General features: G+C 49.2%; 15 protein-coding genes. 12 read left to right on the forward strand and 3 right to left on the reverse strand.

All coding sequences use genetic code 11. From position 1 onward, the window contains the following. Positions 1–42 precede the first annotated feature (42 nt). From folC to purF, 4 genes are all read left to right on the forward strand, one after another. The gene (folC, locus tag ACOI06_RS00445) at positions 43–1,350 is read left to right on the forward strand and encodes a bifunctional tetrahydrofolate synthase/dihydrofolate synthase (protein ID WP_420660454.1); all 1,308 of its coding nucleotides are present in this window, start codon (positions 43–45) and stop codon (positions 1,348–1,350) included. Between the two features lie 108 nt (positions 1,351–1,458). Continuing rightward, positions 1,459–2,247, forward strand: coding sequence for an SPOR domain-containing protein (locus tag ACOI06_RS00450; protein ID WP_420660456.1), 789 nt, complete (start codon positions 1,459–1,461; stop codon positions 2,245–2,247). After that, positions 2,244–2,735, forward strand: a complete 492-nt coding sequence (locus ACOI06_RS00455) for a CvpA family protein (RefSeq protein ID WP_420660457.1) — start codon at positions 2,244–2,246, stop codon at positions 2,733–2,735. Before ACOI06_RS00450 ends, ACOI06_RS00455 begins: the two co-directional genes overlap by 4 nt. Positions 2,736–2,861: 126 nt before the next feature. Then, positions 2,862–4,373: an amidophosphoribosyltransferase gene (gene purF / locus ACOI06_RS00460; RefSeq protein ID WP_420660458.1), complete on the forward strand. Its 1,512-nt coding sequence runs from the start codon at positions 2,862–2,864 to the stop codon at positions 4,371–4,373. Here purF and ACOI06_RS00465 read toward each other — a convergent pair. From ACOI06_RS00465 to map, 3 genes are all read right to left on the reverse strand, one after another. Continuing rightward, on the reverse strand, positions 4,342–4,839 hold the full coding sequence (locus ACOI06_RS00465) for a disulfide bond formation protein B (RefSeq protein ID WP_420660459.1): 498 nt from the start codon (positions 4,837–4,839) through the stop codon (positions 4,342–4,344). The two genes, purF and ACOI06_RS00465, sit on opposite strands and share 32 nt — an antisense overlap. Positions 4,840–4,962: 123 nt before the next feature. Next, positions 4,963–7,575, reverse strand: coding sequence for a [protein-PII] uridylyltransferase (locus ACOI06_RS00470; RefSeq protein WP_420660461.1), 2,613 nt, complete (start codon positions 7,573–7,575; stop codon positions 4,963–4,965). A gap of 42 nt (positions 7,576–7,617) precedes the next feature. Continuing rightward, complete coding sequence (gene map / locus ACOI06_RS00475) at positions 7,618–8,427, reverse strand: type I methionyl aminopeptidase (protein WP_420660463.1); 810 nt, start codon at positions 8,425–8,427, stop codon at positions 7,618–7,620. A 271-nt stretch (positions 8,428–8,698) separates the two neighbouring features. Between map and rpsB the strand changes: the two genes are divergently transcribed. From rpsB to rseP, 8 genes are all read left to right on the forward strand, one after another. Next, the gene (gene rpsB / locus ACOI06_RS00480; protein WP_420660464.1) at positions 8,699–9,460 is read left to right on the forward strand and encodes a 30S ribosomal protein S2; all 762 of its coding nucleotides are present in this window, start codon (positions 8,699–8,701) and stop codon (positions 9,458–9,460) included. A gap of 118 nt (positions 9,461–9,578) precedes the next feature. Continuing rightward, on the forward strand, positions 9,579–10,454 hold the full coding sequence (tsf, locus tag ACOI06_RS00485) for a translation elongation factor Ts (RefSeq protein WP_420660466.1): 876 nt from the start codon (positions 9,579–9,581) through the stop codon (positions 10,452–10,454). Between the two features lie 272 nt (positions 10,455–10,726). Then, a complete protein-coding gene (gene pyrH, locus ACOI06_RS00490) occupies positions 10,727–11,443 on the forward strand; it encodes a UMP kinase (RefSeq protein ID WP_420660468.1) in 717 nt (238 codons plus the stop codon). A 40-nt stretch (positions 11,444–11,483) separates the two neighbouring features. Continuing rightward, on the forward strand, positions 11,484–12,044 hold the full coding sequence (frr, locus tag ACOI06_RS00495; protein WP_420660469.1) for a ribosome recycling factor: 561 nt from the start codon (positions 11,484–11,486) through the stop codon (positions 12,042–12,044). Between the two features lie 118 nt (positions 12,045–12,162). Then, the gene (locus tag ACOI06_RS00500) at positions 12,163–12,942 is read left to right on the forward strand and encodes an isoprenyl transferase (protein ID WP_420660470.1); all 780 of its coding nucleotides are present in this window, start codon (positions 12,163–12,165) and stop codon (positions 12,940–12,942) included. Further along, positions 12,936–13,796 carry a phosphatidate cytidylyltransferase gene (locus tag ACOI06_RS00505; RefSeq protein WP_420660472.1) on the forward strand — a complete coding sequence of 287 codons (861 nt, stop codon included), beginning with the start codon at positions 12,936–12,938 and terminating at the stop codon, positions 13,794–13,796. The genes ACOI06_RS00500 and ACOI06_RS00505 overlap by 7 nt, the downstream gene beginning before the upstream one ends. Next, positions 13,797–15,002: a 1-deoxy-D-xylulose-5-phosphate reductoisomerase gene (locus ACOI06_RS00510; RefSeq protein WP_420660473.1), complete on the forward strand. Its 1,206-nt coding sequence runs from the start codon at positions 13,797–13,799 to the stop codon at positions 15,000–15,002. 157 nt (positions 15,003–15,159) lie between these two features. Then, positions 15,160–16,509, forward strand: coding sequence for an RIP metalloprotease RseP (gene rseP / locus ACOI06_RS00515; RefSeq protein ID WP_420660474.1), 1,350 nt, complete (start codon positions 15,160–15,162; stop codon positions 16,507–16,509). The last annotated feature ends 43 nt before the right edge of the window (positions 16,510–16,552 follow it).

A 16,552-nucleotide genomic window follows, 5' to 3' on the forward strand; every position in this document is an offset into this window, starting at 1 on the left:
TCCCATGTTCCACCGGGAACAGTCTACAAGGCAAACTACCTGATGTCCGCTTCCATCCAAGCTCAAACACTTCCTGAATGGCTCGAACAACTCGAGCAAATGCATCCTCAAAAAATTGATCTCGGGCTTGACCGGGTTCGTGCTGTCGCAGCCAATCTTGGGCTCGATAGTTCCGCCATCAAGATTGTGGTGGCTGGAACGAATGGCAAAGGCTCAACCTGTGCCATGCTTGAAGCCATTTTATTATCGGCAGGCTATCGAGTTGGTGTATACACCTCACCACACCTGATTCATTTTAATGAACGTGCTCGAATCAATGGGGAATCGGCTACTGATGCACAATTTCTGCAAGCATTCGAGGTGGTTGAAAAAGCACGTGGGGACACTAGTCTTACGTATTTCGAGTTTACAACCCTTGCCATTCTCTGGCTGTTTGCGCAAGAATCGCTTGATGCCTGGGTGCTGGAAGTTGGGCTGGGCGGTCGTCTGGATGCTGTTAATCTCGTCGATGCCGATTGTGCCATTGTAACAAGTATTGATATTGACCACACAGACTGGCTGGGTGCCGATCGTGAAACCATCGGCCTAGAAAAAGCCCATGTGTTCCGTCCTGGTAAACCTGCAATCTGCGCAGACCCTCAGCCGCCTGAAAGTGTGATTGAGTACGCCAAATCAATCGGTGCAGACCTTTGGGTTCAAGGTCAGGATTTTAATTATTCGGGTGATCGTCAGCAGTGGGCGTTTGCTGCACGTGGTCGCCGACGCAACGCATTGGGTTATCCAGGGTTACGAGGTGCCAATCAGCTCCTGAATGCCAGTGGGGCGCTTGCTGCCATTGAGGCACTCAGAGATCAACTGATGGTGCCACAACAAGCTGTGCGTTTGGGCTTGTTGCAAGCGAAGGTGCCAGGGCGTTTTCAGTTTCTGCCTGGACAACCTGCGATTGTGCTAGATGTTGCACATAACCCGCATGCGGCTGCAGTGCTTGATAAAAACTTAGCTGGTATGGGATTTTTCCCGTACACCTACGCGGTGTTTGGCATTCTGGGTGACAAAGACATTGAGCAAGTGGTTCATACGTTGTCTAAACGATTCGATGCTTGGTACTGTGCAACGCTGCCTGGCGAGCGGGGTCTGTCTGGCCAAGCACTGAAAGAACGTGTTGAAGCACAGCTTGCATTGGATTTTGCAGATAAGCCAAATGAACCGGTGCCTGAGGTGTTGATTTTTGACTCACCTGCGCAAGCCTTTGAAGCTGCGAGTCAGAAAGTGACTGTGAATGATAGAATTGTGGCGTTTGGTTCTTTTATCACAGTGGGTGAGGTCTTAGTCCACTTGGGTCGCGACTGATCAGCGCTAGAATCAATCAATGGTGTATACGCAGTGAGCTGGTACAAGGATCAGGTAGTTAGCTTGTCAGATTGCTGCGTCTCATTCAGGTTTGAGCAGGATTAAGTCATGGGTTTGTTTTCTAGAAAACCATCTTCAAAGACACCGGATCGACCGCGTCCATCAGTCAGTAGTGAGGCGCAAGCGAATGCGATGCGTGTGCGCGCACGACGTCGGCTGACAGGCGCAATTGCATTGGTCTTGGCGGCCGTGATTGTTTTACCAATGCTGTTAGACAGTGAACCAAAACCTGTTTCACCGACTGTCAAAATCACTGTGCCTAGCCGTGATGCACCATTTAAGCCTGATTTCAAACCGATTGATGCTCAGACGGCAACCGATGTGGCGGCCACTGAAACGGATGCGAGTCTCAAGCCTGTTGATGAACTCACACAAGGTGAGAAGGTCGCTGAAATTCAGCCTGACGCGAGTGCGACTAAGGCAGATGCCGTCAAGCCCGTTGAAACTGTGGCTGAGAAACCGGCGGACAAACCCGCAAAAGTGGATGAGAAACCTACGACACCTGCTGCCAAGCCGATTGAGCGCACGGATGACGGTTCTGCTGCGCTTGCACTCTTAGGTGGCCGTACGCCATCTTCTGGCGCATCTGCACCGCAGTCTAAATCTGGATTGGTGGTACAGGTTGCCGCCTACAGCACACAAAATGATGCACAAGCCATGCGTAATAAGCTTCGTGGCGAAGGTGTCAGTAACGCATTTGTCGAGCAAGCAACTGTCAATGGTAAGACAACATTCCGACTTCGTGTCGGTCCTTTTGATTCGAGAGACGCGGCTCAGGCTGCACAAACCCGCCTGCGTACGCTGGGTTATCCTAACGGCTTTATCGCAACACAGTGACCGGATTTGACTATGGTTTACTGATCATTCTGGGCGTCTCCGTATTTTTAGGGGTGCGTCGAGGGCTGATCAAAGAATTGCTGTCGTTGGTGAGTTATGCACTGGCGGGGCTGGGTGCAATCTGGTGGGGGCCGCTGCTGGGTCGTCAGTCTTGGATGTATTGGATCAGTAACGATTATTTGCGCCTAGGTGTGGCGTATGTACTTGTTTTCGTCGTGATCTTGCTTGTGATTGGCCTCTTTAATATGATGCTTGGTGGTCTACTGCGTGAAACAGGGATGAGTGGCGCAGACCGCGGTCTGGGGATTGTGTACGGACTGGTTCGGGGATTGTTGATTAGTTTGCTGATCGTGATTGTGTTGGGTTATACACCAGTGATTGACGAACCTTGGTGGCGAAATGCCATGTTCTCAGATACTGCAGAAAATGCCGTTCGACAGATTAAACACCGCTTGCCAGAGTCGGCTGCACAATGGTTGCCGTATTAATCCAGATATTCGCAGTTCAATAAACAGTTGTTTTTGATTTACGCTTGATGTACGTACTCATCGATTTTTGCTTTTAGTTGTATTTGTTTTTTACGTTTTTTTCTTATCGTCATTCCAGGAACTCACATGTGTGGAATTATTGGTGTCGTAGCGCACAGTCCCGTCAACCAACTGATTTATGACGGGCTGCTTCTGCTGCAGCACCGTGGCCAGGACGCTGCCGGTATTGCAACGTTTGATGGCAATCACTTCAATATGTACAAAGGTCACGGCTTGGTTCGTGATGTGTTTCGAACCCGAAATATGCGCGCTTTGCCAGGTTTTACAGGGATTGGGCAAGTTCGTTATCCCACGGCTGGCTCAAGTCAAAGTGTGGAGCAGGCACAACCGTTTTACGTGAATGCACCGTTTGGATTGACCTTTGCGCATAACGGCAATCTGACCAATTGGCGTGAATTAAAAGATGAATTGTTTCGCATCGATCAACGTCATATCAACACCAATTCAGACTCTGAAGTTTTACTGAATATTTTGGCACATGAGCTTCAACGGGCGGCCAATGGTGTTTCTTTGGATGAAACGGCTATTTTTAAGGCTGTGCGGGCTGTCCATGACCGAGTGCGTGGTGCGTATGCGGTGGTCACGCAAATTGCAGGCTACGGACTGCTGGCATTCCGTGATCCCCATGGAATTCGTCCTTTGTGCTTAGGAAGTTTGGAAACCCCATCTGGGAAAGAATGGATGGTCGCTTCTGAATCGGTGGCGCTCGAAGGGCTTGGATTCTCGTTTGAGCGCGATGTCTTACCGGGTGAAGCGATCTTTATTTCGCTCGATGGCAAGTTGAGTCACCAGGTGTGTTCAGAACCTAAGATTCACGCACCGTGCATTTTTGAATACGTGTATTTTGCACGACCAGATTCAGCTATTGAAGGCGTGTCTGTGTATGGTGCACGTTTGCGTATGGGAGAGTATCTGGCCGAGCAAGTGGCTCGAGCACTTCCACTTGGGGATATTGACGTCGTGATGCCAATACCCGATTCCAGTCGCCCCGCGGCCATGCAACTGGCTAAGCACTTGAACCTTGAGTATCGTGAAGGGTTGATTAAAAACCGTTATATCGGTCGAACCTTTATCATGCCAGGACAGGCTGTGCGCAAAAAATCAGTTCGGCAAAAGCTCAATACCATTGGTGCGGAGTTTCATGGCAAAAATGTGCTGTTGGTGGATGATTCGATTGTTCGAGGTACAACCAGTCGTCAGATTGTTGATATGGCACGTGAAGCGGGTGCGAATAAAGTTTATTTGGCTTCGGCAGCTCCACCTGTACGTTTCCAGAACGTTTACGGTATTGACATGCCCACACAGCAGGAACTCATTGCTAATGGACGTGATGTGGATGAGATCGCGCATATTATTGGCGCTGATGCACTGATATATCAAAATATCGATGACATGGAAAATTCCGTACGTGATTTGAATCCAGCGCTTAAAACCTTTGAGTCTGCCTGTTTCACGGGCGATTACATCACAGGCGATATCACCCCGGAGTTGCTACTCCAAATTGCGCAACCCCGTGAAGAAACGCCTAGCGGCAATGGTTTACAGATTAATCTTGGCTTTGCAGCGAATGATTTCTGACCGGCCAGATCCACAAACCCATCAGGGTGATGGCACTAAATAGAATCAGTGCCCACCCTGAAAACGGTACACCCAGAAAATCAACATTGGCTTCAAAGCAGCTTGCATACACACCAAAAAAGCCCGGCATCAGACTGTCTAATCCACTGCTCGTGATGAGACGGTCTGCCAGTGTCATGTCGCAACTCAATGAGGCTGAAGCGACGGTTGCCTGATGATAGGCAGCAGCCACGCCTGCGATGCCAAATGCCAGTGTAAGTAAGAGCGCCAGAGTGCGCGTCGTGCTCTGTATCCACAAGCCAAAACACGACAATACAAATAGAATTAGAAAGATCACGCGCTGCAAAACACACCAAGCGCAGGGTGGCATGTCCAGTATATGTTGCGCAAACAAAGCCACGAGTAAAGAACTACCGGTCAATAAAGCGGTGAGCGCAAAAAAGAATTTGGATGATCGTATTGGCATGAGGCGTTTCATGTTTGTTATCAATGCGTTGTCAGAATCTGAAGAGACGAATTTGTTCAGTGTAACGAATAAGGCCAGTGACACCCAATAAAATTGTTGTGTTTGTGACTGTGAGTCTGTCGTTTATTTGGGATGAGATGCACTTACATTGGCGAGCTGACCGTAAATCGTACGTTCAAATTGTCGCAAAATACGCTCACTCGCGAGCTGGGGTGCATGGATCATAAAGATATCTTCAACGCGCTCCCCCAAAGTCATCACTTTAGCGCTAATGACATTGACTTTAAAGGCGACAAAGACTTGTGCGAGCTGCGCCAATAAGCCTGGACGATCAGTTGCCATAATCGCGAGTCGCCACTCGTCAGCACCGACAGCGGGTTGTAATTCCACCGTGGGTTCGATGGGAAAGGCGCGAGACATGCGAGATAGCGCAGATGTCGCACTGATTTTAGGCAAGTTTTGTGGGTTCGGTGCACTCAGATGTTGGGTTAGGCTTGTGGCCAAATTTGAAGCTAAGATATTCGGATCGATCTGGGTTGGTGCAAAAAGCACAATAAACGTATCCAATGCGTAAGCTTCTCGAGTCGTATGAATTCGCGCATCCAACACGTCCAATGCATGCGCCCAGAAAAATGCACAAATACTAGCGAACAAATCTTCACGATCTGGTGTGTAAACCATGACTTGTAAACTGTCTTCAACCATGAAGGGGCGGGCACGCACAATGGGTTGATCACTGTGCACATGCGAATGCAGCTGCTGCGTATGCCAAGCAATGTCACTGGTTTCATGACGTAAGAAATACGCCACATCAAGCGTATTCCAAACCATTTCACGCTGAGCTGTGGTGAGTCCAAATTCTCGAATCTGCGTCGAGGCTTCTTCGATGCGTTCCTGCAGTGCCGTTTTAGTGTGATCCGTTGTCGTAGATCCCAAAGTGCGTCTAGCCTGGTGGTAAAGGTCTTCGAGTAGTTTGCCTTTCCACGCATTCCAAATTTTAGGGCCAGTAGCGCGAATATCAGCCACGGTGAGTAGGTAAAGGGCGTTTAAACGTCTGATTGAGCCGACTTGGTCTGCAAATTTAGCGATGACTTGAGGGTCGGAAAGGTCTTGCTTTTGAGCAACTCGAGACATCAATAAATGTTGTTCAACTAAAAAGACCACTAGATCGGTTTCATCGGCTTGTAGGCCATGGTCTTTGGCGAAACGTTGTACGTCTTGGGCGCCCAGTTCAGAATGATCACCCCCTCGGCCTTTGGCAATGTCGTGAAAGAGTGCTGCGACATACAAAAGCCAGTGACGGTCAAACCCCGCCATGATGCCAGAACAAAGCGGAAACTCTTGCGCATGTTCGATTTGTGTAAATCGGCGCAAATGACGAATGACTAAAAGGGTGTGTTGGTCGACGGTGTAAGCATGAAATAAATCATGTTGCATTTGACCCACGATGCGCCTAAAAACAGGCAGATATTTGGGCAGAATGTTGAGCATCGTCATGCGTCTTAACGTGCGCACAATGCCTTCAGGTTCTTTCAGGATTTGTAAAAAGGTTTGACGATTAAACGGATCTCTTCGAAATGCGGCGTCAATCAAAACCCGTGCATGCCAGATTGCTCGCAATGTGCGAGCGGTCATGCCGTGTATTGCAGGGTTTTGTTGTATGACGAGAAAGGCTCGCAACAACTGTCTAGGGTCATCTTGAAAGACATTGTCGTGTGCAATGTCTAAGCGGCCTTGTAGATTCAGAAAATACGGATCAATCGGAATGGCTTGTTGTCTGGCAACAGGAAACAAATGGTCGCGTAAACTTTCAATCAAGACGGTGTTGAGTTGTGTGACTAAGCGAGCTGCCCAGTAGTAGCGTTGCATCAGGATTTCACTGGCGCGATGCGTTGAGCTCGATTCAATGCCATAGATGCTCGCCAAGCGATGCTGAAAATCAAACACCAATCGATCTTCACGGCGTTTGGCCATTAGATGTAATTCCACGCGCAATCGAGTAAATGCGTTTTGTGCACGTCGCAAGTCTCGAACTTCTTGAGGTCTGAGCATGCCACTACGGGCGATTTGAGTCCAGTTCTTGCCAAATCCAGCGGCTCGTGCAAGCCAGTGAATGATTTGCAGATCACGCAAGCCACCAGGGGATTCTTTGCAATTAGGTTCGAGTGCGTAAGGTGTGTTTGCAAACCGTGCGTGACGCTGTTGCATTTCTGCGAGCTTGGCCCGAAAGAATTCGCGCGCATCGAGTTGTTGATTGAGTGCAGTCTCAAATGATTGAACGAGCTTGCGTTGTCCGGCAACATGTCGAATTTCCAGTAGCGCCGTTTCAATCGTGATGTCCTCGCGTGCATAAAGCAACGCTTCCTCCATCGTACGCACACTACAACCTGGTTCAATACCCAAGTCCCAGAGGGCTGCAATTAGTTTTTCAATTTGTTGCGTTTGTTCGGAATTTGGAGCTTGTGCGAGCAGAATCAATAAATCCACGTCGGAGTAGGGATAGAGCTCTGCGCGTCCATAGCCACCTACTGCAGCCAAGGCTGCGCCTGTAGGCAAAGGATAAACTTTGAGCAATGCTCGCAAGGCGACGTCAGCGTGGCGACATAAATGACGCAGTAGGCGGGTCGCCTGTAAATCCTCGCGATATCGTGCAATAGATTGAGCCCGCGCGTGTTCGAGTTCAGCCCTGATGGCTTGAATTTGCGGCTGATGAGCCGCGACATCGTGAGATTGCATGTTGCGCTCCGGTTGGTCTCGAATCGTTTGGGCTTGGTGGCTTTAAGTTTTAAGGCTTACACCGGCAGGTGGGGCAGGCATTTCATCCGAAATCGTCAACACCTCATAGCCCGTCGGTGTGACAAGGATCGAGTGCTCCCATTGGGCAGACAGACTACGGTCTCGGGTGACGATGGTCCAGCCATCATTCAATTGTCGAATGTCGCGACGACCCGCGTTAATCATCGGCTCGATGGTGAAAATCATGCCCGCTTTAAGCTCTTCTCCGGTTCCGGGACGCCCGTAGTGCAGAACTTGTGGATCTTGGTGGAATTTTTGACCAATACCGTGGCCGCAATACTCACGCACGACAGAAAAACCTTGATCATGTGCATGTGTTTGAATGGCGTGACCAATGTCACCCAGCGTTTTACCGGGTTTGACTTGTTGAATACCCAGCCACATACATTCATAGGTTGTTTCGGTGAGTCGTCGTGCTTGAATCGAGGGCTCACCCACGTAATACATGCGGCTCGTATCACCAAACCAACCGTCTTTAATAATTGTGACGTCTAGGTTAATGATGTCGCCATTTTTAAGCACTTTGTCGCCAGGGATACCGTGACAGATCTGGTGGTTGATCGAAGTACAGATGGCGCCTGGGAAGGGCGGGTAGCCCGGGGGCGCGTAACCAATGGTGGCAGACTTTACGTTCAGAACATCCGTGATGTATTCCACGGTTAAGCGGTCCAGCTCACCTGTCGTGACACCTGGTTTGACAAACGGTGTCAGATAGTCAAGAACCTTGGCCGCATCGCGGCAGGCAGCCCGCATTTTATCGAGGTCACTGGGATCATTTACGATGACAGACATAAGATAGTTGAGTAAAAACCCTTAAAGAGGTTAGAATTATAGGATTTCCCGAAAACGGGGCAAAGCAAAAGCGATGTCCCTCTGCTTAAAAAGCAGCGGAAAACGTGGTTTCAGAAGCCAGATAAATTAGCTGTTGTGAGTTCCTAGTATAAAGGCACTCGCAACTTGCAAAATAAATTTGGCCAGAAAACCAAATGGCGCAATGCAACACCAGGGTGCCGAATTGGTCGGTCCGGTTGCATTGCAAGACCTAACCCTAGGAGAAAATCTCATGTCTTTAATGCGTGACATGCTGGAAGCTGGTGTTCACTTCGGTCACCAGACGCGCTACTGGAACCCCAAGATGGCACCTTTCATCTTTGGACAGCGCAACAAAATTCACATCATCAACCTCGAGCAAACCGTTGTGAAATATACGGAAGCTGCTGCGTTCCTGCGTTCAGTCGCTGCCAAAAACGGCACCGTGCTGTTTGTTGGTACAAAACGTGCAGCACGCGATATCGTGGCTGAGCAAGCAGAGCGTTGTGGTATGCCTTATGTCGACAGCCGTTGGCTGGGTGGCATGTTGACGAACTTTAAAACCGTTAGAAGCTCAATCAAACGTTTGAAAGAAATGGAGCAACTGGCTGCCGATGGTGGTCTGGAGCGCATGTCTAAAAAAGAAGCACTCCTGTTCACACGTGAACTGGATAAGCTGAACAAATCAATCGGCGGCATTAAAGATATGGGTGGTTTGCCTGATGCCATCTTCTTGGTGGACGTTGGTTACCACAAGATCACGGTCGCCGAAGCCAAGACACTGGGTATTCCCGTCGTGGCTGTGGTGGATACCAACCACTCACCTGATGGCATCGATTACGTGATTCCTGGTAACGATGACTCGGCTAAAGCCATCGCGTTGTATGTCAGTGGCATGGCCGATGCAATTCGCGAAGGTCGCGACCAGGCAATTAGTGGTCTGATCGAAGAAATCACTGCTGAAGAGGATTTCGTGGAAGTCCAAGAAGAATCAGCCGGTGAAGAAAACGCCTAAGTTCAATCTTCGTTCTGAAGACATCGAATAGCTATGAACGACCGGATATGTCCGGTCATTCGCATGAACTAGTCGAAGTGGTCTGAATCAGTCCACTTCGAGCAATTACGGAGTGAATATGACTCAAATTACAGCCGCAATGGTTAAGACTTTGCGTGAGAAAACCGATGCCCCCATGATGGAGTGCAAAAAAGCGCTGACAGAAGCACAAGGCGATATGGCTCGTGCTGAAGAGATCTTGCGCGTCAAACTCGGTAGCAAAGCCAGTAAAGCGGCAAGCCGCGTGACCGCAGAAGGTCTGGTTGGCATCAGTATTCTGGAAGATGGCAAAACAGGTGCGCTGGTTGAAGTGAACTGCGAAACTGACTTTGTGGCCAAAAACGAAGATTTCCTCGCATTTGTGGATGACGTCGCTAAATTGATCGCCACCGAAAATCCTGCGGATTTGGACGCTTTGGCTCAATTGCCATTGGGTGACGGTACTGTGGAATCAACCCGTTCCGCATTGGTCGGTAAGATCGGTGAAAACATCGCGATTCGTCGCTTTTCACGCCAAGCTTCCGAGCATGGCCTGAGCAGCTACAGTCACGGTGGCAAGATTGGTGTGTTGGTTGACATCAAAGGCGATGAGCAAACAGGTAAAGATATTGCAATGCATATTGCAGCTTCTAAGCCGCGTGCCATTGATGAAAACGGTGTGTCCGAGGCGGACAAAGAAGCTGAGCGCTCAGTTGCACGCTTGAAGGCTGAAGAGTCCGGCAAACCTGCAGAGATCGTTGCCAAAATGGTCGAAGGAACTGTGCAGAAGTTTCTGAAGGAAGTGGCCTTGTTGTCACAGCCTTTCGTGAAAAACGACAAGCAGTCTGTTGGCCAGATGTTGCAAGAAAAAAATGCATCGGTTCAAGCTTTTGATATCTACGTGGTTGGTGAAGGTATCGAAAAAGAAACGATGGATTTTGCCGCTGAAGTGGCAGCTGCCGCCGGCACGAAGTAATACCAAGCAACCTGTGTGTTGCTAACGAAGTCTGAGGCGGTTCAACCAGTGTTGGGCCGCCTCGTTTTTTACGTCTTTACGCTTTGTGATGTGCTCTTGGGCAAGACATTGGTCTGCAACGAAATAGGAATCGTCCATTTGGACCTCCAGTGCGTCACAGCTGGCTGTGAATCGATTACACTTTTGCGCAGATACCAGCCCGGCGAAATATGGCTAAAAAGGCGTCATCTATTAAAATAATTCTTCAAAACATACCCGAAACAGGATCCATCATGTCTGAAAAGCGACATCAACGCGTTCTTCTGAAGCTCTCAGGCGAAGCGCTTATGGGCGATGATGCGTATGGCATCAATCGAAATACCATTGTCAGAATGACACACGAAGTGGCTGAAGTCGCCCGTTTGGGTGTGCAGCTTGCCATTGTGATTGGTGGCGGCAATATCTTTCGTGGGGTTGCGCCCGGTGCACAAGGAATGGATCGGGCCACTGCCGACTACATGGGTATGATGGCAACGGTCATGAATGCGCTGGCTTTGCAAGATGCACTTAAACACCAAGGGATTGATGCGCGCGTGCAATCGGCTCTGAAGATTGAGCAGGTGGTGGAACCCTATATTCGACCCAAAGCGTTGCGCTACCTTGAAGAAAATAAAGTCGTCATCTTTGCAGCTGGAACGGGTAACCCGTTCTTTACAACCGATACAGCAGCTGCTCTAAGAGGTGCTGAAATTGGTGCTGAGATTGTTCTTAAAGCGACTAAGGTCGATGGCATCTATAGCGCAGATCCCAATAAGGATCCCAATGCCACTCGTTTTTCGCGCATTAGTTTTGATGAGGCGATTGCACGACGCCTCGAAGTCATGGATGCAACCGCGTTTGCTTTATGCCGAGATCAGAAACTTCCGATCCGCGTGTTCTCCATTAATAAGCCTGGTGCTTTACAACGTGCTATTCAAGGTGAAGACGAAGGAACCGTTGTTCACGTTTAAATTGTTGAGTGATAAAGCCATAGAATTAGAGGGAAACTACATGCCAATTAATGAAATTATTAATTCGTCCGAAACACGGATGAAAAAATCAATCGAAAACTTACAAGGCAACCTGATGAAAATCCGTACAGGTCGGCCTTCGCCCGCTTTACTCGAACACATCGAAGTTGAGTACTACGGCACCATGACACCCCTGAATCAGGTCGCTAATATCACTTTGCTAGATTCTCGTACGCTGGGTGTGCAGGTCTGGGAAAAACAAATGGTGCAACTGGTGGATAAAGCCATTCGTGAATCTGATTTGGGATTAAACCCTCAAGCGATGGGCGAGTCGATTCGTGTCCCAATGCCCGCGTTGACTGAAGAGCGTCGTCGTGACCTGACAAGACTTGTGCGTCAGGAAGGTGAAGATGCCAAGGTGGCTGTACGTAACCTGCGCCGTGATGCCAACGACGGATTTAAGCGTCTGGTGAAAGACAAAGAAATCTCTGAAGATGATGAACGTCGAGCGCAAGACAGCATCCAGAAGTTGACAGACCAATTTGTACAGAAAATTGATCAACTGATTGCTGAGAAAGAAACCGATATCATGACCGTGTAAATCGGCTCAAAATCCCTCTGTTCAACTTTAAAGGTGACTGATCGTATCGGGTGAAAAGTTAAATTTCATCCGATGAGTGACCTGCGTTATTTAACGATTATTAGCGTGGTGCAGAAGTTTGAAATCGTCTAAACACATGTCGAATGCGAAAGCAGGGGTCATCCCACAACATGTCGCAATTATTATGGACGGCAACGGTCGTTGGGCCAAAGCACGTTTCTTACCACGTACAGCAGGGCACGCCCAAGGTGTGAAAACTGTTCGCAAGGTCATCGAGAGTTGCGTGCGCTCTGGTGTTCGGTATTTAACTTTATTTGCATTTAGCTCTGAGAACTGGCAACGGCCTCAAGAAGAGGTGGGCGTGCTAATGGACTTATTTGTCCAGGCCTTAGAGAAAGAAGTTAAGAAGTTAAATGAACAGGGTGTGCGTTTGCGAGTGATTGGTGAGCGCTCGCGATTTAGCACCAAACTCATTGAACGTATTGAGCAAGCCGAACGCGTGACACAACACAATGACCGACTGCATCTAACCATTGCGGCGAGCTATGGCGGACGTTGGGATATCGTGCAAGCAATGCATGCTTTGCTGCAAGCACGCCCCGATTTGGCGCAGAGCGTGCAGGATCTGACCGAAGCAGATATTGCGCAACATTTGAGCATGGCGTGGGCACCTGACCCCGATTTATTTATCCGCACGGGTGGCGAACAACGCGTGTCGAACTTTCTGATCTGGCAGCAGGCTTATAGTGAACTGTATTTTACGGATCGATTCTGGCCGGAGTTTGACGAAAATGATTTTCAAGCGGCCTTGGCCTGGTATCAGAATCGGGAGCGTCGTTTTGGAAAAATTAGTGAGCAATTAACCAAGCTCGAACCTAAGGAACCCACCGCATGCTGAAGCAGCGTGTTTTAACCGCGATTATCCTATTAATCATTTTGACAGGTGTCTTGAGTAATGATTGGCGCCTAGCTTGGCCCCTGTTTTTAGCGATCCTCAGTGGGCTAGCTGTCTGGGAGTGGTGGCGTCTGGCTTGGCCGACACCCAAGCTGCTGCCAGTGGCTGTTGGTTTTTTGACGTTTTGTGGCTTACTGTATCAAGCCTTGCAATGGGATCAACTCGGTGGACTCAATGAAAGTGTCTTGTCGACTTCATCGGCTTGGTTTCAGTGGGCGATTTGGTTTGCAGTCTTTGTTTGGATTGTGATTGTGCCTGTTTATCTGGCTCGAGGCCGTGCTGAACAACGTGCGGATTTGCGATGGTGGGCATGGTTTGCACCCATTGCGTTGTATGCAACATGGGGGCCTTTGGCGATCTGGCATGCACAGGGGGGTGTCTGGTTACTGCTTTCAGTGCTCATTCTGGTCTGGATTGCTGATATTTTTGCGTATTTCGGTGGCAAACGCTGGGGTCGAAATAAATTGGCAGTCCACATAAGCCCCGGAAAAACTCGGGAGGGCGCTTATACCGGTCTAACAGGTGTTGTGTTATGGATGATAGTAAGCAGCCAGATTGATGGCAGCTATGCGCAAATTCTGTTGCATCTATATGGCTGGATTGCCTTAATCCCTGTCGCTTTGTTGTTGGGTGTGATTTCGATTAGTGGCGATTTGTTTGAGTCATTGCTTAAACGTAAGGCACAAGTCAAAGACTCCAGTGCGCTGTTACCGGGACACGGCGGTGTGTATGATCGGATCGATGCCGTGATTGCGGTGGTTCCCGTCGCCTACTGGATTGTTGTGGTGGGGGCTTAGATGAGCGTTAAAAGTTTGTGCATATTGGGTGCGACAGGCTCTATTGGGTTGAGTACGATTGATGTCGCGATGCGTCATCCAGATCGCTTTCAAATCCATACGCTAACGGCTTTTAATCGCATGGCAGATTTAGCACGTCTTGTCGTGCATACGGGTGCGAAACGAATCGTTGTGCCTGATGAAGAAGCAGGTCAGCGGTTTTTGCAAGCGTATGGTGACAATCAGAGACGTCCTGAGATTTTGTATGGCCAATCTGGACTCGTTGAAGTGGCGGGTGATGATCAGACCGATGTGGTGATGGCGGCGATTGTGGGTGTTGCGGGTCTTCCGGCTGCACTTGCGGCGGCCCTTGCCGGTAAGCAAATTCTTTTAGCGAACAAAGAAGCTCTAGTGGCTGCCGGCGCGATCTTTATGAGAGCTGTTCAAGAAAACGGGGCAACGCTGCTGCCGATTGACAGCGAACACAATGCGATTTTTCAGTGCATGCCTGAGAGTGGGCGTACTGCGATTGGGCAGGGCGGTGTGACAGGCGTTCGACGTTTGCTTTTGACGGCTTCAGGTGGGCCTTTTCGGACATTAGCGCTTGATAAGATGCAGGCCATCACGCCTGAACAAGCCTGTGCGCATCCGAATTGGTCGATGGGACAAAAGATTTCTGTGGATTCGGCCACCATGGTCAACAAAGGCCTTGAAGTGATTGAGGCGCATTGGCTCTTTGATATGCCTGTCGATAAAATCGAAGTATTAATCCATCCGCAAAGTGTGATTCATTCCATGGTGTCTTATGACGATGGGTCGGTTCTAGCGCAACTCGGCAATCCCGATATGAGAACACCGATTGCTCATGCGTTGGCATTTCCGGAGCGAATTCATGCGGGTGTGGATTGGCTTGATTTGATTCAAACCGGACGCTTAGAGTTTGAACCCGTGGAAGAAGCACGCTACCCGTGCTTGACACTGGCTTATCAAGCTTTAAGAACTGGCCAACACGCCTGTGTTGCGTTCAACGCGGCCAATGAATTGGCGGTCGAAGCCTTTTTGCAGGGCGGACTGCGGTACATGCATATTCCCGCGATTCTTGATGAGGTGTTGTCTGAGCTTGATTCTTGGCAAGTTGAACCGCCCAATGAGTTGAGTGATGTCCTCAGCCTAGATGAACAAGCTCGTCAATATGCAGCGCAAGTCCGTGACCGATTGATGGCTTAAATTGCATACATTAGGTTACCGCTAAAATTATGACTGATTCGATTGCACTTTTTAAACATCAGGGTGTCTCATTCGAAGTGACGTGGTATTAAGTTTTTGGTTTGAATTGAAACTGATCCTGTTTTTATGAACCCTGCTATGAGACTCATTCACTAATATGTTGACCACCATTCTGGCATTTCTCGTTGCGCTAGGCATCTTGATTGCTTTTCATGAATACGGCCATTACTGGGCAGCAAGACGCTGTGGTGTGCGCGTACTGCGTTTTAGCCTTGGATTTGGCAAGCCCATCTGGACGCGCACAGATCGTCGCGGCACAGAATGGGCACTGGCCGCGATCCCGTTGGGTGGTTACGTCAAAATGGTGAACGACGCCAATGATCCAGAACATGGTTTGGCGGGCACACTCAAGCCTGGCGAAACATTTGATGAGCAAAGTGTTTGGCGACGTTTCTTTATTGTGGTTGCAGGGCCTGTTGCTAACTTTATTCTTGCTGCAGTGATCTATATCGGTCTGGGCATGTATGGAGTGCAAGAGCCTGAGGCGATTCTTGGGCAACCCGAGCCGAATACGCCTGCTGCACAAGCTGGTATTGTGGCATTTGATCGCGTGATCGCCGTGAATAACGAACCCATTCAGTCTTGGCCTGAATTGGGTTGGGCGCTGATGGATCCAATTTTTAGTGGTGATACGGTTGATTTAGAGGTGGAGTCCGGTGGATTGGTTGTTCATCGACAGCTCAATTTGTCTGGTATCGCGCAGCAGGCTGATGCCACAGATCAAAATCCACTGGCTTTGACAGGTTTGATCGTGAATCCAGGTCCAGTGCGTTTAGGGCAAATCATGTCAGAGGGTGCAGGACAACGAGCTGGTTTGCAGGAAGGCGATATCATTGAGGCGGCAGGTTCATTAGAAAACCCCCGTGTTTTAGACTTTATTGAGGTGATTTCGAACCATCCGCAATCACCCTTAACTTTACGAGTTTTACGAGAAGGTTCACGATTTGACGTTGTGGTGACGCCTGATCTGGTAAAGTCTGCGGATGGCTTTGAAATCGGGCGGCTTGGTGTTGGCGTCGGTGAACAGATTCCCATGGTGGTAGTTCGTCAAGGATTGCTAGGCAGTGTTACTCAGGCAATCACGCGAACCTTTAGCACTGCATGGTTTTCTGTCAAAATGCTAGGCAAGATGGTGATGGGCGATGTGTCGCTGAAAAATCTCAGTGGCCCGGTGACAATTGCGGACCATGCAGGCAAATCAGCTCAGATGGGATTGATTGTTTATCTGAACTTTGTCGCTTTGGTCAGTATTAGTATTGGGGTGTTGAATTTACTGCCAATCCCGTTACTTGACGGAGGGCATCTTGCGTTTTACGTTGTTGAAATGGTGCGCGGTCGACCTGCGCCGGAGAGTTGGATTGTCACCAGTCAGAAAGCTGGTGCGGCTGTGTTAGCAGGATTGATGATGGTTGCGCTACTGAACGACTTTACGCGGCTCTTGAGTTAATGTGAATCTCCATTAAAATACCCCGAGATTTTGGGGTTGGTTC

Source organism: Orrella sp. 11846, from assembly GCF_048820935.1.
Taxonomy (GTDB): domain Bacteria; phylum Pseudomonadota; class Gammaproteobacteria; order Burkholderiales; family Burkholderiaceae_B; genus Algicoccus.

What these genes read in the sequence shown, in the direction of transcription:
- rpsB (WP_420660464.1), top strand. Translation starts at nt 8,699, where the DNA reads ATGTCTTTAATGCGTGACATGCTGGAAGCTGGTGTTCACTTCGGTCAC.
- ACOI06_RS00505 (WP_420660472.1), top strand. Translation starts at nt 12,936, where the DNA reads ATGCTGAAGCAGCGTGTTTTAACCGCGATTATCCTATTAATCATTTTG.
- ACOI06_RS00465 (WP_420660459.1), bottom strand. Translation starts at nt 4,839, where the DNA reads ATGCCAATACGATCATCCAAATTCTTTTTTGCGCTCACCGCTTTATTG.
- map (WP_420660463.1), bottom strand. Translation starts at nt 8,427, where the DNA reads ATGTCTGTCATCGTAAATGATCCCAGTGACCTCGATAAAATGCGGGCT.
- rseP (WP_420660474.1), top strand. Translation starts at nt 15,160, where the DNA reads ATGTTGACCACCATTCTGGCATTTCTCGTTGCGCTAGGCATCTTGATT.
- ACOI06_RS00450 (WP_420660456.1), top strand. Translation starts at nt 1,459, where the DNA reads ATGGGTTTGTTTTCTAGAAAACCATCTTCAAAGACACCGGATCGACCG.
- folC (WP_420660454.1), top strand. Translation starts at nt 43, where the DNA reads ATGTCCGCTTCCATCCAAGCTCAAACACTTCCTGAATGGCTCGAACAA.
- ACOI06_RS00470 (WP_420660461.1), bottom strand. Translation starts at nt 7,575, where the DNA reads ATGCAATCTCACGATGTCGCGGCTCATCAGCCGCAAATTCAAGCCATC.
- frr (WP_420660469.1), top strand. Translation starts at nt 11,484, where the DNA reads ATGCCAATTAATGAAATTATTAATTCGTCCGAAACACGGATGAAAAAA.
- ACOI06_RS00510 (WP_420660473.1), top strand. Translation starts at nt 13,797, where the DNA reads ATGAGCGTTAAAAGTTTGTGCATATTGGGTGCGACAGGCTCTATTGGG.
- purF (WP_420660458.1), top strand. Translation starts at nt 2,862, where the DNA reads ATGTGTGGAATTATTGGTGTCGTAGCGCACAGTCCCGTCAACCAACTG.
- pyrH (WP_420660468.1), top strand. Translation starts at nt 10,727, where the DNA reads ATGTCTGAAAAGCGACATCAACGCGTTCTTCTGAAGCTCTCAGGCGAA.
- tsf (WP_420660466.1), top strand. Translation starts at nt 9,579, where the DNA reads ATGACTCAAATTACAGCCGCAATGGTTAAGACTTTGCGTGAGAAAACC.